This is a genomic window from Halopseudomonas sp. (genome assembly GCF_041579695.1).
Taxonomy (GTDB): Bacteria; Pseudomonadota; Gammaproteobacteria; order Pseudomonadales; family Pseudomonadaceae; genus Halopseudomonas.
Window position 1 is genome coordinate 1 of sequence record NZ_JBFGFI010000068.1, and the last position, 15,939, is coordinate 15,939.

At 60.9% G+C, this 15,939-nt stretch carries 11 protein-coding genes and 1 pseudogene; 3 read left to right on the top strand and 9 right to left on the bottom strand.

What is annotated here, in order from left to right:
- Positions 1-853, bottom strand: a pseudogene (gene prfB / locus ABYA88_RS12170) (peptide chain release factor 2); the annotation flags it as partial.
- A gap of 126 nt (positions 854-979) precedes the next feature.
- Positions 980-1,390, bottom strand: a complete 411-nt coding sequence (locus ABYA88_RS12175) for a hypothetical protein (protein WP_373187594.1) — start codon at positions 1,388-1,390, stop codon at positions 980-982.
- A 177-nt stretch (positions 1,391-1,567) separates the two neighbouring features.
- Between ABYA88_RS12175 and ABYA88_RS12180 the strand changes: the two genes are divergently transcribed.
- Positions 1,568-3,979 carry a xylulose 5-phosphate 3-epimerase gene (locus ABYA88_RS12180; RefSeq protein WP_373187595.1) on the top strand — a complete coding sequence of 804 codons (2,412 nt, stop codon included), beginning with the start codon at positions 1,568-1,570 and terminating at the stop codon, positions 3,977-3,979.
- A gap of 59 nt (positions 3,980-4,038) precedes the next feature.
- Here the strand turns inward: ABYA88_RS12180 and ABYA88_RS12185 are convergent, their stop codons facing one another.
- The 5 genes from ABYA88_RS12185 to ABYA88_RS12205 form a co-directional block, all read right to left on the bottom strand.
- Positions 4,039-6,750, bottom strand: coding sequence for a cation-translocating P-type ATPase (locus ABYA88_RS12185; RefSeq protein WP_373187597.1), 2,712 nt, complete (start codon positions 6,748-6,750; stop codon positions 4,039-4,041).
- Positions 6,751-6,879: 129 nt separating this feature from the next.
- Positions 6,880-8,490 (bottom strand): GMC family oxidoreductase, encoded by a 1,611-nt coding sequence (locus ABYA88_RS12190; protein WP_373187599.1) that lies wholly within the window; start codon positions 8,488-8,490, stop codon positions 6,880-6,882.
- A 60-nt stretch (positions 8,491-8,550) separates the two neighbouring features.
- Positions 8,551-10,269, bottom strand: a complete 1,719-nt coding sequence (recJ, locus tag ABYA88_RS12195; RefSeq protein ID WP_373187600.1) for a single-stranded-DNA-specific exonuclease RecJ — start codon at positions 10,267-10,269, stop codon at positions 8,551-8,553.
- Positions 10,270-10,276: 7 nt separating this feature from the next.
- Positions 10,277-10,816 (bottom strand): YaeQ family protein, encoded by a 540-nt coding sequence (locus ABYA88_RS12200; protein ID WP_373187601.1) that lies wholly within the window; start codon positions 10,814-10,816, stop codon positions 10,277-10,279.
- A gap of 70 nt (positions 10,817-10,886) precedes the next feature.
- The gene (locus ABYA88_RS12205; RefSeq protein ID WP_373187602.1) at positions 10,887-11,384 is read right to left on the bottom strand and encodes an MgtC/SapB family protein; all 498 of its coding nucleotides are present in this window, start codon (positions 11,382-11,384) and stop codon (positions 10,887-10,889) included.
- A gap of 175 nt (positions 11,385-11,559) precedes the next feature.
- Between ABYA88_RS12205 and ABYA88_RS12210 the strand changes: the two genes are divergently transcribed.
- Both ABYA88_RS12210 and ABYA88_RS12215 read left to right on the top strand, forming a co-directional pair.
- Complete coding sequence (locus ABYA88_RS12210; protein WP_373187603.1) at positions 11,560-11,865, top strand: hypothetical protein; 306 nt, start codon at positions 11,560-11,562, stop codon at positions 11,863-11,865.
- Between the two features lie 117 nt (positions 11,866-11,982).
- Positions 11,983-13,179, top strand: a complete 1,197-nt coding sequence (locus tag ABYA88_RS12215) for a CaiB/BaiF CoA transferase family protein (protein ID WP_373187604.1) — start codon at positions 11,983-11,985, stop codon at positions 13,177-13,179.
- Positions 13,180-13,510: 331 nt separating this feature from the next.
- On the opposite strand, the gene ABYA88_RS12220 is transcribed toward ABYA88_RS12215, so the two are convergent.
- Together ABYA88_RS12220 and ABYA88_RS12225 are read right to left on the bottom strand one after the other, a co-directional pair.
- On the bottom strand, positions 13,511-14,716 hold the full coding sequence (locus ABYA88_RS12220; RefSeq protein ID WP_373187605.1) for a pyridoxal phosphate-dependent aminotransferase: 1,206 nt from the start codon (positions 14,714-14,716) through the stop codon (positions 13,511-13,513).
- A gap of 34 nt (positions 14,717-14,750) precedes the next feature.
- Positions 14,751-15,939: amidase (locus ABYA88_RS12225; protein WP_373187606.1), on the bottom strand; the 1,189-nt coding region annotated here is incomplete at its 5' end.

The window sequence follows — 15,939 nt, forward strand, 5'->3', positions numbered from 1 at the left end:
ATCACGGTTGCCGTGCTGGGAACGCTGGCTCTGGCAGCTGACCACGGTATTGGTCGGCACGTGGGTGATACGCACTGCCGAATCTGTGGTGTTAACGTGCTGACCACCCGCGCCCTGGGAGCGATAGGTGTCCACGCGCAGGTCAGACGGATTGATGTCGATGTCGATATCGTCATCGATCTCCGGCGAAACGAATACCGCGGAAAAGGAGGTATGCCGGCGGTTGCCCGAATCATATGGGCTCTTGCGTACCAGGCGATGCACGCCGATCTCGGTGCGCAACCAGCCAAAGGCGTATTCACCCTTGATATAGACAGTCGCACTCTTGATGCCGGCGACTTCGCCCTCGGACAATTCGACGATCTCGGTTTCAAAGCCGCGCTGATCAGCCCAGCGAAGGTACATGCGCAGCAACATGTTGGCCCAGTCCTGGGCTTCGGTGCCGCCGGAACCGGCCTGGATATCCAGATAACAGTTGGTCGAATCCATCTCGCCACTGAACATGCGGCGGAACTCGAGTTTCTCAAGGCTCTTCTGCAGCCGCTCAAGCTCGGTGACCACATCGGCCACAGCGCCTTCGTCTTCCTCTTCGACGGCCATTTCCAGCAGCTCGGAGGCATCGGCCAGGCCGCTGTGCATCTCGTCCAGCGTTTCGACGATCTGCGCCAGCTGGGCGCGCTCGCGCCCCAGATTCTGTGCCCGCTCGGGGTCGTTCCAGACGCTGGGGTCTTCCATTTCGCGTTCGACTTCGGTCAGACGATCATGTTTTTGATCGTAGTCAAAGATACCCCCTGATGGACTCGGAGCGCCCACGCAGATCTTTGATGGTGTTAACAATCGGATTGATTTCCATGGTGACAAATCCCGTCAGGCAAAAGCCGCCATTGTAGCGGAATTCGGACATCACGTGCAGTACCGTGGACCTACTGGACAGGCGCCGGTGGCGCCTCGACGAAGCGCCACCGAAGCCAGGGGTGGATCAGCGCGGCAACACGCGGATAAACACGATGGTGCCGATACCCCAGAGCGCATTGAGAATGAAACCGATAATGAAGCGGCCCGGCAGTTGGGCCATATCAAAGCCGTACCCCTTGAGCGGGAAGACCACGACCAGGGCAACCAGGGTCAGCGCGATACCACCGAACAGGGCGGCCTTAAGCCAGATCAGGGCATGCCCGATCCTGTCCAGTACCGCGATCATTACCAGCGCCCAGAGTCCGCCCCAGAAGCTGGCAGAAATGACCGAGGGGATTCCCAGCGGCGCAGTCGGCTGCAGCGAATAAGGCGTAAAGGGCACGACACCTGCCGAATGCAGTAACCCCAGCGCAGCCTGATGAAAACACAGAACCGCCAGGAAACCGGCGATGAAAACGAATATCCAACGTTGCATGGTCTCACCTCGTTATTGTTATGAATCCTGACTATAGCAGGGTCCGGGAGCTGCGCGACGGCTTCGCAACCCGGTGAAACCAAAGCAATGTGCACAGGGTTGACGCAGATCAGCTGGCCTGGCTGTCCTACTGACTAGACTGAACAGACCAGGCCACCTATCCAATGGAGTTACGCCGTGAGCCAGCTAATGCCCGACCAGACCACCCTCGACGAACATGCCAACAAGCATCCGGCCTTCGCACGCTGGCGGACCGGGCATGGCGTTATCGCCCATACGCTCGAAACCCAGGCGTCAGTGTATCGCCTGGCTCATCAACTGCAGGAGGGCAGTCAACACAGCGATCTCGATAGCATTTATGACATGTTTGTAGCCCTCGACCATCTGACCAGCGCCGGTATGTGGCTGGTAGTACACATGACCTATGCCAAGCGCTGTCATACCGACGGCACCCCGCTCGCGGCCGAGGATTTCAAGTCGCGCCCGGAAGGGCATACCGGTGGGGCGCTGAATATGGTGCCTCCCTACGCCGCCTACCTGGCCCTGAACAGCCTTACCGGGCGCACACGTAGCTGGCTTATGGGGCAGGGACATTGCGTGGCTGCCATTGACGCCATCAATGTTCTGACCGGCAACCTGCACCCTGAACAGGCCGAGCGCTATGCCGGTGACGCTGGGCTGGAACAGCTACTCCGGGATTTCTACGGCTACGCGCAGTTCCCGGACGGTCGCCCGGCAGCCCCCCTGGGCAGTCACGTCAATGCCTTTACCGCTGGCGGGATTATTGAAGGAGGCTACCTGGGATTTGCCGAGTTGCAATACGCGCACATGCCACTGCCCGGGGAAACCCTGGTGGCCTTCCTGTCAGATGGCGCAGCTGAAGAACAGCGCGGCAGCGACTGGATCCCGCGCTGGTGGCGAGCCGAAGATTGTGGTGCGGCGCTGCCGGTAATGATCGCCAATGGCCGGCGGATCGAACAACGCACCGAACTGTGCACTGAAAAAGGACTGGACGCCTTCGCCAGACATCTCCGCGCCTGCGGCTTCGACCCGATGCGTATCGATGGCCGCGACCCGGCAGCTATCGTCTGCGCGCTGCACGAGATGGAACAGCGACTGGCACGCCGGACAGAGGAGTACCGGCAAGGCATCCTCAGCTATCCGCTACCGATCCCCTATGCCATTGCCGAAACCATCAAGGGCTTCGGCTTCTACGGGGCCGGCGAAAACGCCGCACACAACCTGCCGCTACCCGGCAACCCGCGGCATGACCAGAATGCCCGCGACCTGTTCAACCAGCACGCCCGCTTCCTCTGGGTTTCCCCGCAGGACCTGCAACAGGCCCGCGAACAACTGAATTGCCATGATGCTCAGAACCGCCCGCTGGAGCGTGACCACTCACTGGCGCAGCGTAATCCGGCCGAACCGGTAATACCGCCACTGGAATGGACCCAGGACGCCGTTTCGCCAATGCGTGCGGTGGATCGGTTCTTTACCGCTCTGGTTAGCACCAACCAGAACCTGCGTGCCCGTGTCGGCAACCCTGACGAGCTTTCCAGCAATCGCCTGGACGGCGTGCTCAAGGCATTGAAGCACCGGGCCCTGGAGCCGGAAAGCGAACTGGAGGCAGTCAACGGGCAGATCATCACGGCGTTGAACGAAGAAGCCGTTGTATCCGCATGCCTGGCCAACAAGGGCGGCATCAACCTGGTCGCCAGCTACGAGGCATTTTGCGTCAAGATGCTCGGCGCAGTGCGTCAGGAGCTGATTTTTGCCCGTCATCAGAAGGAGGTCGGACGCCCGGCACGTTGGCTCGGCTTCCCGCTGATCGCCACCTCGCATACCTGGGAGAATGGCAAAAACGAGCAGTCGCACCAGGACACCACCTTCTGCGAGGCATTGCTCGGCGAGATGCACGATGGCATGCGCGTGCTCTTTCCGGCCGATTACAACAGCACCCTGGCGCTGCTCCCGAGCATCTGGCAGGCACGTGGCCAACTCAGCTGCATGGTTATTCCCAAGGGCGAATGCCCGGTCTGGATGAGTCCGCAACAGGGCCACCAACTGGCGGATCAGGGCGCTATAGTGGTCAACGAGCACCAGGGTAGCGGTGAGTCGGTACTACTGATCGCCAACGGCGCCTACCAGCTGGGCGAGATGCTCCGCGCCGCACAGCGCCTGACCGACCATGACCAGAACTGGCGGCTGGTCTATCTGCAGGAGCCCGGACGCTTCACCCTGCCCCGTGACGCGCACGAAGCAGCCTGCAGTGCTAGCTCCGCGGAAATCGAGGCACTGTTTCCGCAGGCCATTACACGCCGCGTCATGCTGACGCATATGCGCCCGGAAGTATTGCGCGGCCACCTCAGCGGACTGCTACCGGACCCGCGGCGCAGCCGCGTCCTCGGCTACATCAACCATGGCGGCACCTTCGATCAGGCCGGTATGCTGTTTGCGAACCGCTGCACCTGGGCCCATGTACTGGCGGCTGCCGCACAAACCGCTCCCGGCACGGATTCGCGGCACTGGATGGATCCGCAGGAATGGGCGGCAGTCGAAGGTCACGGCACGCCGGCAATATTGCGCTGAAAGCACCATGCCGGGCGCGACAGCAGCTGAAATGTCGCGTCCTGAGAAAGGCCCCTTCCCTATTGCCGGACCGCGTAGTGCGGACGTCGCACGCGTTTTTCAAGCTCGAGCACCAGCAGCACTATTACCCCGGCAGCGGGCGCAATCAGCAATACCGCAATGCCCAGCGCAGCCGTACCAAACAGCGACTGCATGAATGGCAGATAGGTAAACAGCCATTGCAACAGCACGATCAGACCGATCACCACCCATACCGCCGGTGTGCCCAGCGTGCCGCGCAAGCTCAGGGAGGGGTTGTCCAGGTAACGCACGGCAAACAGATAGAAGACCTCCATCGCAACTAACGTATTGACCGCCAGCGTCCGCGCCGCCGCCTCGCCCAGGCCCGCATGCAATGCCCATTGGAACGAGGCAAATATACCCCCGAGGAAAAGCAGGGACACCAAAACGATGCGCCAGACCAGGAATGCATCCAGCAGGCCTTCGCCCGCAGGTCTGGGTGGCTTGCGCATTACATCTTCCTCGGCCGGCTCAAAGGCCAGCCCCATGGCCAGCACCACGGAGCTGACCAGATTGACCCAGAGAATCTGCAGCGCGGTAATCGGTAAAGCCAGGCCCAGCAGCAGCGCCACAATCAGACTGGCCGCTTCGCCGCCGTTGATCGGCAACAAAAAACTGATGGCCTTTTTCAGGTTGGCGTAGACCGTTCTGCCTTCACTCACCGCGGCGGCAAGCGTGGCGAAGTTGTCGTCCAACAGGACAATATCCGACGCCTCGCGGGCCGCGGCAGAGCCCTTCTGACCCATCGCAATACCCACATCGGCACGCTTGAGCGCGGGCGAATCATTCACCCCGTCGCCGGTCATCGCCACCACGCCATGGGCCGACTGCAGCGCCTGAACCAGGCGCAGCTTGTGCTCGGGGCTGGTACGCGCGAACACGTCGACACGTTGCGCCAGCTCAAGCAGACCGGCATCATCCAGCGCGTCCAGATCCTTGCCGCTGGCGACTTCGGCGGCATTGCGCAGACCTAGCCGCTCGGCAATGGCACGGGCCGTCACCGCATGATCACCGGTAATCATCTTGACCTGGATTCCGGCCCGGTGACACTCGGCAATCGCCTCCATCGCTTCCTGGCGCGGCGGATCAAGCAGACCCACCAGGCCGATCAGCTCGAGATCATGTCCCAGGTTGTCTATGTTCAGCTCGCTGGTCCCGGCAGGCGCGGGCGCTGCCGCGAGCGCGAGAATACGCAGGCCCTCACCAGCGAGTTCGTCGACGTGGCGCTGCCAACGGTCAGAATCCAGCGGTACGCTATTGCCCTGGCTGTCCCGCGCCAACTGACACAGGGCCATCACCTGTTCCGGAGCGCCTTTGACCAGGACGCGGCCATGGCCGTGATGATCGTGATTGAGCGTGGCCATGTAACGCAGTTGTGCGTCAAAGGGCACCTCATCCTGGCGCGGCCACTGTGCGCCGTAGGCATGCAGATCCAGCCCGGCCTTCGCCGCCAGCACCAGCAACGCGCCCTCCATCGGGTCGCCGATGACCTTTACCTGCTCTTCACTGGTATCCAGGCGCGCGTCATTACATAGCAGCGCCGCCTGCGCGAGATCCGCAAGCAGTTCAGGTGGTGGACTGCCTGATCCACCATCGTCAGCGTCCGTGCCAATCCTGCCGCGGGTCTCATAACCCTCACCGCTGACCGGATAGACCTGCTCATCGAGGACCAATGCTGCGACCATCATCTCGTTACGCGTCAGGGTACCGGTCTTGTCCGTGCAGATAATCGAAACAGCGCCCAGCGTTTCGATCGCAGGCATACGCCGGACCACTGCCTTGCGGTTGGCCATACGCTGGACGCCGATGGCGAGGGTGATGGTCAGAATCGCCGGCAACCCCTCGGGGATGGCCGACACCGTCAATGCCACGACAGCCATGAAGAGCTCGCTGAGTTCCCTGTCGCCGAATTGCCAGCCGAGCAGAAAGACCAGCAGCCCGCCCAGCACGATAACGGCTGACAGATAACGCGAGAACCTGTTCATCTGCTGGGTCAGCGGTGTCTGCAACGCCTCCACCTCTGACAGCAGACCGGAAATCCGGCCTATCTCACTGTCCCGGCCCGTCGCTACCACCACGCCCCTGGCGGTACCCGCCTTCACCAGCGTGCCGGAATAGGCCAGACAGAAACGGTCGCCCAGGGGGGCATCTGCCGTCTGCACTGCCAGCCCCTTTTCCACCGGCACCGATTCTCCAGTCAGCATCGACTCGTCGACGGTCAGTCCGTGCACCTGCTCAAGGCGGATATCGGCGGGCACCCGATCGCCGGGCTCGAGCAGTATCACATCGCCTGGAACCAGACCGCTGGCATCCACGTGCAGGCGCTCGCCATCGCGTAAAACCGTGGCCCAGGGAGCCAGCATGTGCCGTATCGCGGCCAGCGCCTTTTCGGCACGGCCTTCCTGGATGAACCCCACCAGTCCTTGCACCAGAACCACAGCAAAGATCACGGCGGTATCCAGCCAGTGACCCAGCAGTGCCGTCACCAGCACAGCGGTCATCAGCACGTATATCAGTACGTTATTGAATTGCGCCAGCAGCCTCGACCATATCGGTCTTGGCTTGGCCGCGGGAAGGACATTGGCCCCGTGCTGATCAAGCCGGTGCTTTGCCTGTTCATCACTCAGACCAGCCGGCGACACGTCGAGGCTGGCACGCACCTCATCGACGCTCATGCTGTGCCAAGGGGTGTTTTCTGATTGCTGCCGCATGCCTGACTCCCGATGATGATCCCAGATCACCAGAGTACGCAGCCACTGCCACGGCGACGCTGACTCAGGTCAATCTTCGACCCGCCACCGGCTCACAAGGTTCGACAAAAGGACCATACAGCAGCAAGATCAACCCGGTTTTGAACTCTGCAGCAATGATGCGAGTTTTTCGGCGATCATCAAAGTGGGCGAACAGGTGTTGCCGGAGGTAATGGTCGGCATGATCGAGGTGTCGGCCACGCGCAGAGCGTCAATGCCACGCACGCGCAGCTCATGGTCCACCACCGCATCCGCTCCCTGACCCATTGCGCAGGTCCCGGCCGGATGGAAAATCGTGGTGCCGATGGCCGCAGCAGCCTCGGCCAGTTCCTCGTCGCTCTGCAGTGCCGGCCCCGGCAGATATTCCTGCGGCTGATAGCGCGACAGCGCTGGCGCCGCAGCAATACGCCGGGTCAGCCGGATGGCATCGGCAGCGACCCTGAGATCCTCCGGGTGGCTTAGATAGTTTGGCTGGATCAACGGCGCTACAGCAGGATCGGCACTGGCGATCTGCACACGACCGCGACTTTTCGGCTGCAGGTTACAAACCGATGCGGTAAATGCAGCGAACGGGTGCAAAGGCTCACCAAAGCGCTCCAGTGACAGGGGCTGAACGTGGTACTGCAGGTTCGCCCGCGGCTGATCCGGATCGGATCGGGCGAAGGCGCCCAGTTGGCTCGGCGCCATGGCCAGCGGACCACTGCGATTCCATGCGTAGCGCAGCCCCATGCCGGCCTTGCCCCACCAGTTCGCCGCCATCCGGTTAAGCGTGGCTACGCCTTCGACCTTGAAAATCAGACGCAGCTGCAGATGATCCTGCAGATTTTCACCGACCCCCGGCAGTTCGTGGCGAACCTCGATACCGTGGGATTCAAGCAAGGCGCGCGGTCCGATGCCCGAGCGTTGCAATAGCGCCGGAGAGCCGATGGCTCCAGCGCACAGAATGACTTCACGCTCGGCATGGATATCGATCGTGCGCTGCTGCCAGCCAACGCGCACCCCAGCGGCGCGCTTGCCATCCAGAATCAGTGTTTGCGCCTCGGCATGGGTCAGGACGGTCAGATTCGGTCGCTTGCGCGCGGGCTTGAGATAGGCCTTTGCCGAGTTCCAGCGCACACCGCGCCGCTGGTTGACCTGAAAGTAGCTACTGCCTTCGTTATCGCCGGTATTGAAATCCTCGACCGGTGGAATACCGTTTTCATCTGCCGCCCGGCGGAAATCATCCAGCAGTGTCCAGTGCAGACGCTGCGTCTCGACCCGCCACTCACCTGTAGCGCCATGGTGGTCGCTCATGCCGGCGTAATGGTTCTCCGACTTGATGAACAACGGCAAGACATCCTTCCAACCCCAGCCCGGGTTGCCCGCCGCCGCCCAGCCGTCATAGTCCGCCGCCTGGCCGCGCATGTAGATCATGCCGTTGATCGAAGAACAACCACCCAGCACGCGACCCCGGGGATAGCCCAGGCTGCGACCGCCCAGCCCCGGCTCAGGCTGGGTCTGATAGCACCAGTCGGTGCGCGGATTGCCGATACAGAACAGATACCCAACCGGAATGTGAATCCAGGGTTGATTATCGCTGCCGCCCGCTTCCAGCAACAGAACCCGGGTGGCGGGATCCGACGACAGCCGGTTGGCCAGCAGGCAACCGGCCGGGCCGGCACCGACGATGATGTAATCGTAGTGGGATTCAGGAGTGCGCATGGGTCACCGATGTTGTTCTTTGCCCCGATGGTGGCACAACAGAGGCAAGCCGCAAAGGCCTCAGAGAGCCTGCAAATGCCTGACCATAAGCTGCAGACTCCGGCGCCCGCGAAACTCGTTGATGTCCAGGGTGTAGGCCAGCAACACGCGCTGCACAGCAGGATTGGGCCATACCTTGGGGTCAATATTGAAGGCGATGGCGTCCAGCACATCGCTCGCGCCGGGCAACTGCAGGACCATCTTCAGATGACGCTCGCCCACCAGCCGCTGTTGTACCAGCATGAATTCGCCGTGAAAGCCCGGCTCGGGAAAATGCTGCCCCCAGGGACCAGCCTCACGCAGTTGTGATGCCATATCCAGATTGAACTCGGACTCGGCCAGCTCGCCGTCGGAAAGCAGCCTGCCGGTCAGATCCTCGGCACTCAGTTGGCGCCTTACTTCGCTGTCGAAGGCTGCCTGGAAGGCCTCCAGATTGGCCTGCGGCAAAGACAGCCCGGCAGCCATCGCGTGTCCGCCAAACTTGCTGATCAGGCCCGGCTGGTGCGCTGCCACTGCATCCAGCGCATCGCGGATGTGCAGGCCGGGAACCGAGCGAGCCGAGCCCTTGAGGTCGCCGTTGCCGGCGTCGGCAAAGGCAATTACCGGACGGTGATACTTGTCCTTGAGGCGCGAGGCAAGGATGCCTATAACCCCCTGGTGCCATTCCGCATCAAACAGGCAGAGACCAAAGGGCAGATCACTGTCTTGCAGATCCATCGCCGCCAGCGTCGCCAGGGCCTGTTGCTGCATGTCGCGCTCGATCGTCTTGCGGTCGCGATTGAGGCTGTCCAGCTCGCGCGCGATATCCAGCGCCAGCGCTTCGTTGTCGGTAAGCAGACACTCGATACCCAGGCTCATATCGTCCAGCCGACCGGCGGCGTTCAGCCGTGGGCCAACGATAAAACCCAAGTCGGTGGAGACCAGCCGCTGCGCAGGACGGCCGGCGACCTCCAGCAAGGCGCGGATGCCCGGACGGCAGCGCCCGGCACGAATGCGCGCCAGCCCCTGATGCACCAGAATACGGTTATTCGTGTCCAGCGGTACTACATCGGCAACCGTGCCCAGAGCGACCAGATCAAGCAGTTCGCCAAGGTTGGGTTCCGGTCGCGCGGTATTGAACCAGCCTTGCTCCCGAAGCTCGGCACGCAACGCCAGCAGCACATAGAAAATCACCCCGACTCCGGCAATTGCCTTGCTCGGGAACGTGCAGCCGGGCTGGCTCGGATTGACGATGGCGTCGGCATCAGGCAATTGCTCGGCCGGCAAATGGTGATCGGTTACCACGACTTTCAGACCTGCGGCCTTGGCCGCAGCCACACCCTCGATACTGGATATGCCGTTATCGACCGTCACCAGTACCGCGGGATTGCGTGTCAGTGCCACCTCGACAATTTCCGGGGTCAGACCGTAACCGAACTCGAAACGGTTGGGCACCAGATAATCGACCGCTCCGGCTCCCAACGCCCGTAGCCCCAGCACCGCTACGCTGCTGGCGGTTGCGCCGTCCGCATCGAAATCACCCACGACCAGAATCGGTTGTTGCTGTTGCAGCGCCTCGACAAGCACCGCAACCGCCTCGGGCATGCCCTTGAACAGCGTGAACGGCAGTAGAGCCTGCAGGCGCTTGTCCAGATCGGCCAGGCAGTTGACGCCGCGGGCCGCATACAGACGGGTCAGCAGTGGCGGCAGATCACCGAGCAGCGGCAGGTCGACGGGTACAGCACGGGATTCGATACGCATCAGGAGTTCACCTCTCGCCCATCAGCCACTCGAGCGGTAACTCGACCTGAATCTCGGCATCGCTGACGTAGAGAATCCCATCGGTAATCATCAACCCCCAATCGATAGTGCGGGTGAGGTTTTCGGCCAGCAAATCGAGAGGTTCCTGGGGCAACGCGGCGATATGCAGATTCTTCAGGCCAGCGACCGCCGGCAGCACCTTGGCCGACCAGGCCCGGGCGTTACCGTAGACCAGCAGCGACACCCGCTCGGCACGGCGCGAGCACCACGTCAGGCGCTCGGCGTCCGGCTGCCCCACTTCGATCCAGTGCTCGATGCGGTCGTCCAGACTTTTATGCCACAGGGCTGGCTCGTCCACCTCGGAAAGCCCTCGTCCGAAGCCCAGGCGCTCCTGAAACCAGATCCCGTAGGCCAGCACCCGGGCGATCATCCGTTGACCGGTCTCGGACGGATGCCGCGCGACGGTCATGCGCAGATTCTCGTAGATAGCGCGATCGGTATCGGTCAGATTCAGGTGGACCTTGTAGGGGGTTGCTTGCAGAGCCATAGGAGAGTCTTGTCCAGCGAAAAGGAGGCTGCAGTGTAACGTAAAAGTGGCCGTTCAAGGCCGCACGGCATTACTCATCCCCGGTCCGCTCCGTAGTATTTCTCTCCAACAACAGGGGTACCAGGTGCAGGGTAATCAATGCCAGCAGTGTTGCCATAGTGGCCACCACTTCCTGACCCAGCCCCACGGCCACGCCCATCGCGGCTGTCAGCCAGAGACCGGCGGCGGTAGTCAACCCGCGCACATTGGCCAGCGATTTGCTCTTGAGAATGGTGCCCGCACCAAGAAAACCGACACCAGCAACCACGCCCTGAATAACCCGACTCATCGCGTCGTTCATCACGCCGCCAGGGTCGGCGCCGAGAACAAACAGCGCCGCGCCCAGCGAAACCAGAATATGTGTGCGCAGACCTGCCGCCTTGCCCTGACTTTCGCGCTCATATCCCAGCAAACCGCCCAGCATGATAGCCAGCAACAACCTCAGAGCAACCCGGGTATTGTGCTCTATATCGCTAAGGTCGGAAAATTCCGAGGCGATGGTTGCAATGATCACTTCCCATGCGGACATACTTCAGCTCCTTTTATCCTCCACTGAACGCCTCATGCCTCGGCGCCTGCTATATTGGAAAGCTGACGGACGTGAAGGTTCGACAGGTCTGGTGCTTCTCTAGGAACCCTGGTGTCTGGCACCAGTCCATACCTGTTACAGCCATTTTCTTTTCACCTACCACGAGTGAGCCGACATGTTGAAAGATCTGACCAATTTCACGAAAAAACCGAGCCAGAACAAGCTTGAACAACTGATGTCAATGGGCGGCGGAGTAGTACTGCTGCGCAAGGGGCTGACGCGACCGGGCATCATTGGCGCGGTCAGCCTGGCGGTGGGTGCGTACGCCCTGTATTGCGGCTACAAGGCTTATCGCGACCATCAAGACAACGACCTGAGCCAGGGCAGCATGGCAACACGAGCAGGTGCAAGCGAAGCCAACCCGGAAACGGCTGGAGCGCCTACCACTCCTGCGACACCGGTCAAAAGTCCGCTGGGCTAAGCTGGATATATAGTTGTGCCGTCTCCCAGGCCGGCTCCTTTTCTCGTCTTTTACCCTCTACCCCCAGGGCATCACCATCGAATAGACTGATCTCCGGACACGGATAGCGGAGCATCGATGAGCACTGCCAAACCCCTTGCGGGCCTGAGGATCGTAGAACTGGGAACCCTGATAGCCGGCCCATTCGCTGCACGCATCTGCGCCGAGTTCGGCGCTGATGTCATCAAGGTCGAATCACCGGACGGCGGCGATCCGCTGCGCAAATGGCGCAAGCTGTACGAGGGCACTTCGCTATGGTGGTTCGTCCAGGCGCGCAACAAGCGTTCCCTGACCCTGAATCTGAAGCATCCCGAGGGGTTGGCGATTCTCAAGACTCTACTGGCCGATACTGACATCCTGATCGAGAATTTCAGACCCGGCACGCTGGAGAAACTGGGGCTGGGGTGGGACGTCATACATGCGCTCAACCCCGGCCTGGTGATGGTCCGCTTGTCCGGATTTGGCCAGACTGGCCCAATGAAGGACCAGCCCGGGTTTGGCGCTGTTGGTGAATCGGTCGGCGGCTTGCGCTACATCACCGGCTTTGAAGATCGGCCACCGGTACGCACCGGAATTTCCATCGGCGATTCGATCGCTGCTCTATGGGGAGTGATCGGCGCGCTGATGGCGCTGCGGCAGCGTGAAGTCAAAGGGGGCAAAGGCCAGATAGTCGATGTTGCGCTCTATGAAGCCGTATTTGCAATGATGGAAAGCATGGTGCCCGAGTTCGACGTGATGGGGTTCGTGCGCGAGCGCAGCGGTAATATCATGCCGGGTATCACGCCCTCCTCCATCCATACCTGCGCCGACGGCCAGTCGGTGCAAATCGGCGCCAATGGCGATGCGATTTTCAGACGCCTGATGCGTTGCATTGGCCGCGAGGATTTGGCGCTGGATGCGCAACTGGCAGACAACGCCGGCCGAGACGAGCGACGTGACGAGCTCTATGCGCTTATTGATGCCTGGGTAGGTTCGCTGTCGCAGGAAGCTGTGCTGGAGACACTCGCTCAGGCAGAGGTGCCGGCAAGCAGGATCTATTCCGTGGCAGACATGTTCAGTGACCCGCAGTTTCTCGCCAGGGACATGTTTATCAATGGCAAGTTACCGGATGGCCGGCAATTCAAAATGCCCGGCATCGTGCCGAAACTCTCGGATACTCCAGGTGCAACCGAATGGGTTGGACCCACACTAGGTGAGCATACCGATGAACTGCTGAAGGGACTGGGATACGACGCAGATGCAATAACCAGGTTGCGCTCGGAAGAGGCCATCTAGCAGGGCAGGTAAAAACTGTCAGGAACGTTCTGCGTGTATGTTGCCGGTCGGCAAAGCGAAGAAACGCGCCGCACGGCGAAGCGGGCGCGACCGGCCCGCCCAACCGCAAGAAGCCTGACTTAACGTAAGCCGAGAAACGAAAGAATTGCCAGTACGATAACGACTGCACCAACGATGTAAACGATACTATTCATATGTGTAGCTCCTGGGTGAGGGAAAACCGCATCCTACAAAAACTACGGCCAGCTCATTAGACAACCAAACAGGTCAAAGGTTGTATTTAAATATTTTTATTTCAGTGATTATCTCGCCAATCAGCCGTTCTTGAGCCTCAACTGAAATCCTGTTTTTCCATCCACGGAATAATCCGCTCGAAGGCCTGCTCGATCTTGTCCAGCGAGGTCGAATAGCTCAAGCGCAGTGCATTACTGCAGCTGTTGCCGAAGGTCTCGCCGGGAATGGTGCATACGCCGGTTTCCTTCAACAATCGCAGTGCCACATTGGTGCCGTTGACGCCCTCGGGCAATGCAGGAAAGAGATAGAACGCGCCCTCGGGCTTGTAACCGGTGAGATGGGGGGTCTGGTCAACCAGCTCGACCACACGGTCGCGGCGGCGGGTGTATTCGGCCAGCATGCTGTCGATAAACTCGCTGCCGCCATTGAGCGCCGCTACCCCCGCCCACTGACAGGGCGTGTTGGCCACAGTGGTGGTGAACATATGGTAGCGACGCAGCCGCTTGATTGCGCCCTGACTGGCGATGATCCAGCCAATGCGCATGCCGGCCATGCTGTAGGTCTTGGAAAAGCTGCTGACGACCATCACATGATCGAGATCGCTGATACTGCCGAGGACCGAGGGGTAATCCTTACCGTCGTAGATCAAATGATCGTAAACCTCGTCGCTGATCACCTCGATGCCACGATACGCCGCCTCCTGCAAAATGGCCTCGAGCGTTTCCTTCGGATACACGGTTCCGGTGGGGTTGCTCGGCGAGTTGAGAATAATCGCATAGGTATTGGGCTGGATCGCGTCGATAACCTCCTGCGGGTCCAGCTGATGGCCCTTTTCTGCATGAGTCACGATTTCCGTCACCTCGCCCCCGTTCATCCGCAGCAAGGGGGCATACAGCATGAAGGCCGGATCGGGCACGATAAAATGCCGCCCCGGAGCCGCTACCGCCGTCAAGGCCAGGTACAGGGCCTCGGTGGCACCGGTGGTGATCATGATGTTGTCCGGCGTGAGCGGTCGCTGGTAACGGTTACTGTAATACGCGGCCAGCGAGTCGAGCAGCTCCGGCAGACCGGCATCCATCGTATAGCCGGTCTGCCCGGCCCGCAGCGCCTCAACCGCGGCGTTGACCACATTTTCCGGCGCAGGTAGATCTGGCTGCCCGATTGACAGGTGAATGACGTCTTCCATGGTCGCCGCCATGTTGACCATCTTGCGGATACCCGGCACCGGAATTGCCATCATCGCCGGGTTCCAGATCGGGTCTTCGGATTCGTACAGATCGACATCCAGGGTGCTCAGGGACATGACTCACCTCTTTCAAAAATTGAATTGCCCGCGCTCACGAATTGAACAAATCGGGGCGACGATCCGTCAGCGGTGCCGCCTGCTGGTAGGCATGGCCGGCCTGCAGCAGCAGGGCGTCATTAAAACGGGCACCGACCAGTTGCAGACTGATCGGCAACCCGGCCTTGTCAAAGCCGCATGGCACCGACAAACCCGGCTGGCCGGTCATGTTGAACGGGTAAGTAAAGGGCGTCCAGGTGGGCCAGCGCGTACTCGGCCAGTCCCGCGGCACCTCGCGACCGGTCTCGAACGCGGTAATTGGCAAGCTCGGAGTCAGCAGCAGATCGTATTTACGGTGGAAGTTGGCCATGCGTTCGCGCAGCGCCATGGATTCGTTCACCGCGCCCATGTAATCGAGCATGCTGAGGCGCGCCGCCTTTTCCGCCACCTTGACCAGTTCCGGGTCCATCTGCTCGCGCTTTTTGGTACCCAGATCACGCATCGCGTTGGCCGCGCCCCCGTAGAACAGGTGCCCGAATGCACCTAACGGATCGCTGAAGCCTGGGTCAACCCGCACCACCTCTGCACCCAGCTCCTCGAATACCTTTGCCGCACGGGCAACCGATGCTTCGACTTCGGGATCGACATCCACGTAGCCCAGGTTTGGGCTGTAGGCAATTTTCAGGCCCTTGACGCCCTTGTGCAGGCTGGCCAGATAATCGATATTGCGCCGAGGAATTGCATTAGTGTCGCGATGGTCCGGCTCGCAGAGCACGTTCATCATCAGCGCCGCATCCTCTACCGTCCAGGTCATCGGACCGGCATGGGCCAGCGTGCCAAACGGGCTCGCCGGCCAGTGGGGCACCTCGCCAAACGAGGGCTTGAGACCGACAATGCCGCAGAACCCCGCCGGTATGCGAATGGAACCGCCCGCATCGGTGCCCAGTGCCAGCGGTGCCATACCCAGAGCCACAGCAACACCGCTGCCGCCGCTCGATCCTCCAGCAGTCTTTTCCGGATTCCAGGGGTTATTGGTTACCCCGTTAACCGGGTTGTCGGTAACGCCCTTCCAGCCAAATTCCGGGGTGGTGGTCTTTCCAATAGGAACATAACCATGGCGCGTCAATGCGGCAGTTGCCGGCGCCGACTTTCCCAGCGTGCTTTTCGGGTCGATCGTGCGCGAGCCCTTGATCGTCGGCCACATCGGGGTGAGGAATACATCCTTCACCGCCACCGGCACGCCG

Bases quoted from the DNA above. Each gene is read 5' to 3' on its own strand.
- ABYA88_RS12220 (WP_373187605.1), bottom strand. From the start codon at position 14,716: ATGTCCCTGAGCACCCTGGATGTCGATCTGTACGAATCCGAAGACCCG.
- ABYA88_RS12190 (WP_373187599.1), bottom strand. From the start codon at position 8,490: ATGCGCACTCCTGAATCCCACTACGATTACATCATCGTCGGTGCCGGC.
- ABYA88_RS12215 (WP_373187604.1), top strand. From the start codon at position 11,983: ATGAGCACTGCCAAACCCCTTGCGGGCCTGAGGATCGTAGAACTGGGA.
- recJ (WP_373187600.1), bottom strand. From the start codon at position 10,269: ATGCGTATCGAATCCCGTGCTGTACCCGTCGACCTGCCGCTGCTCGGT.
- ABYA88_RS12205 (WP_373187602.1), bottom strand. From the start codon at position 11,384: ATGTCCGCATGGGAAGTGATCATTGCAACCATCGCCTCGGAATTTTCC.
- ABYA88_RS12175 (WP_373187594.1), bottom strand. From the start codon at position 1,390: ATGCAACGTTGGATATTCGTTTTCATCGCCGGTTTCCTGGCGGTTCTG.
- ABYA88_RS12200 (WP_373187601.1), bottom strand. From the start codon at position 10,816: ATGGCTCTGCAAGCAACCCCCTACAAGGTCCACCTGAATCTGACCGAT.
- ABYA88_RS12185 (WP_373187597.1), bottom strand. From the start codon at position 6,750: ATGCGGCAGCAATCAGAAAACACCCCTTGGCACAGCATGAGCGTCGAT.
- ABYA88_RS12210 (WP_373187603.1), top strand. From the start codon at position 11,560: ATGTTGAAAGATCTGACCAATTTCACGAAAAAACCGAGCCAGAACAAG.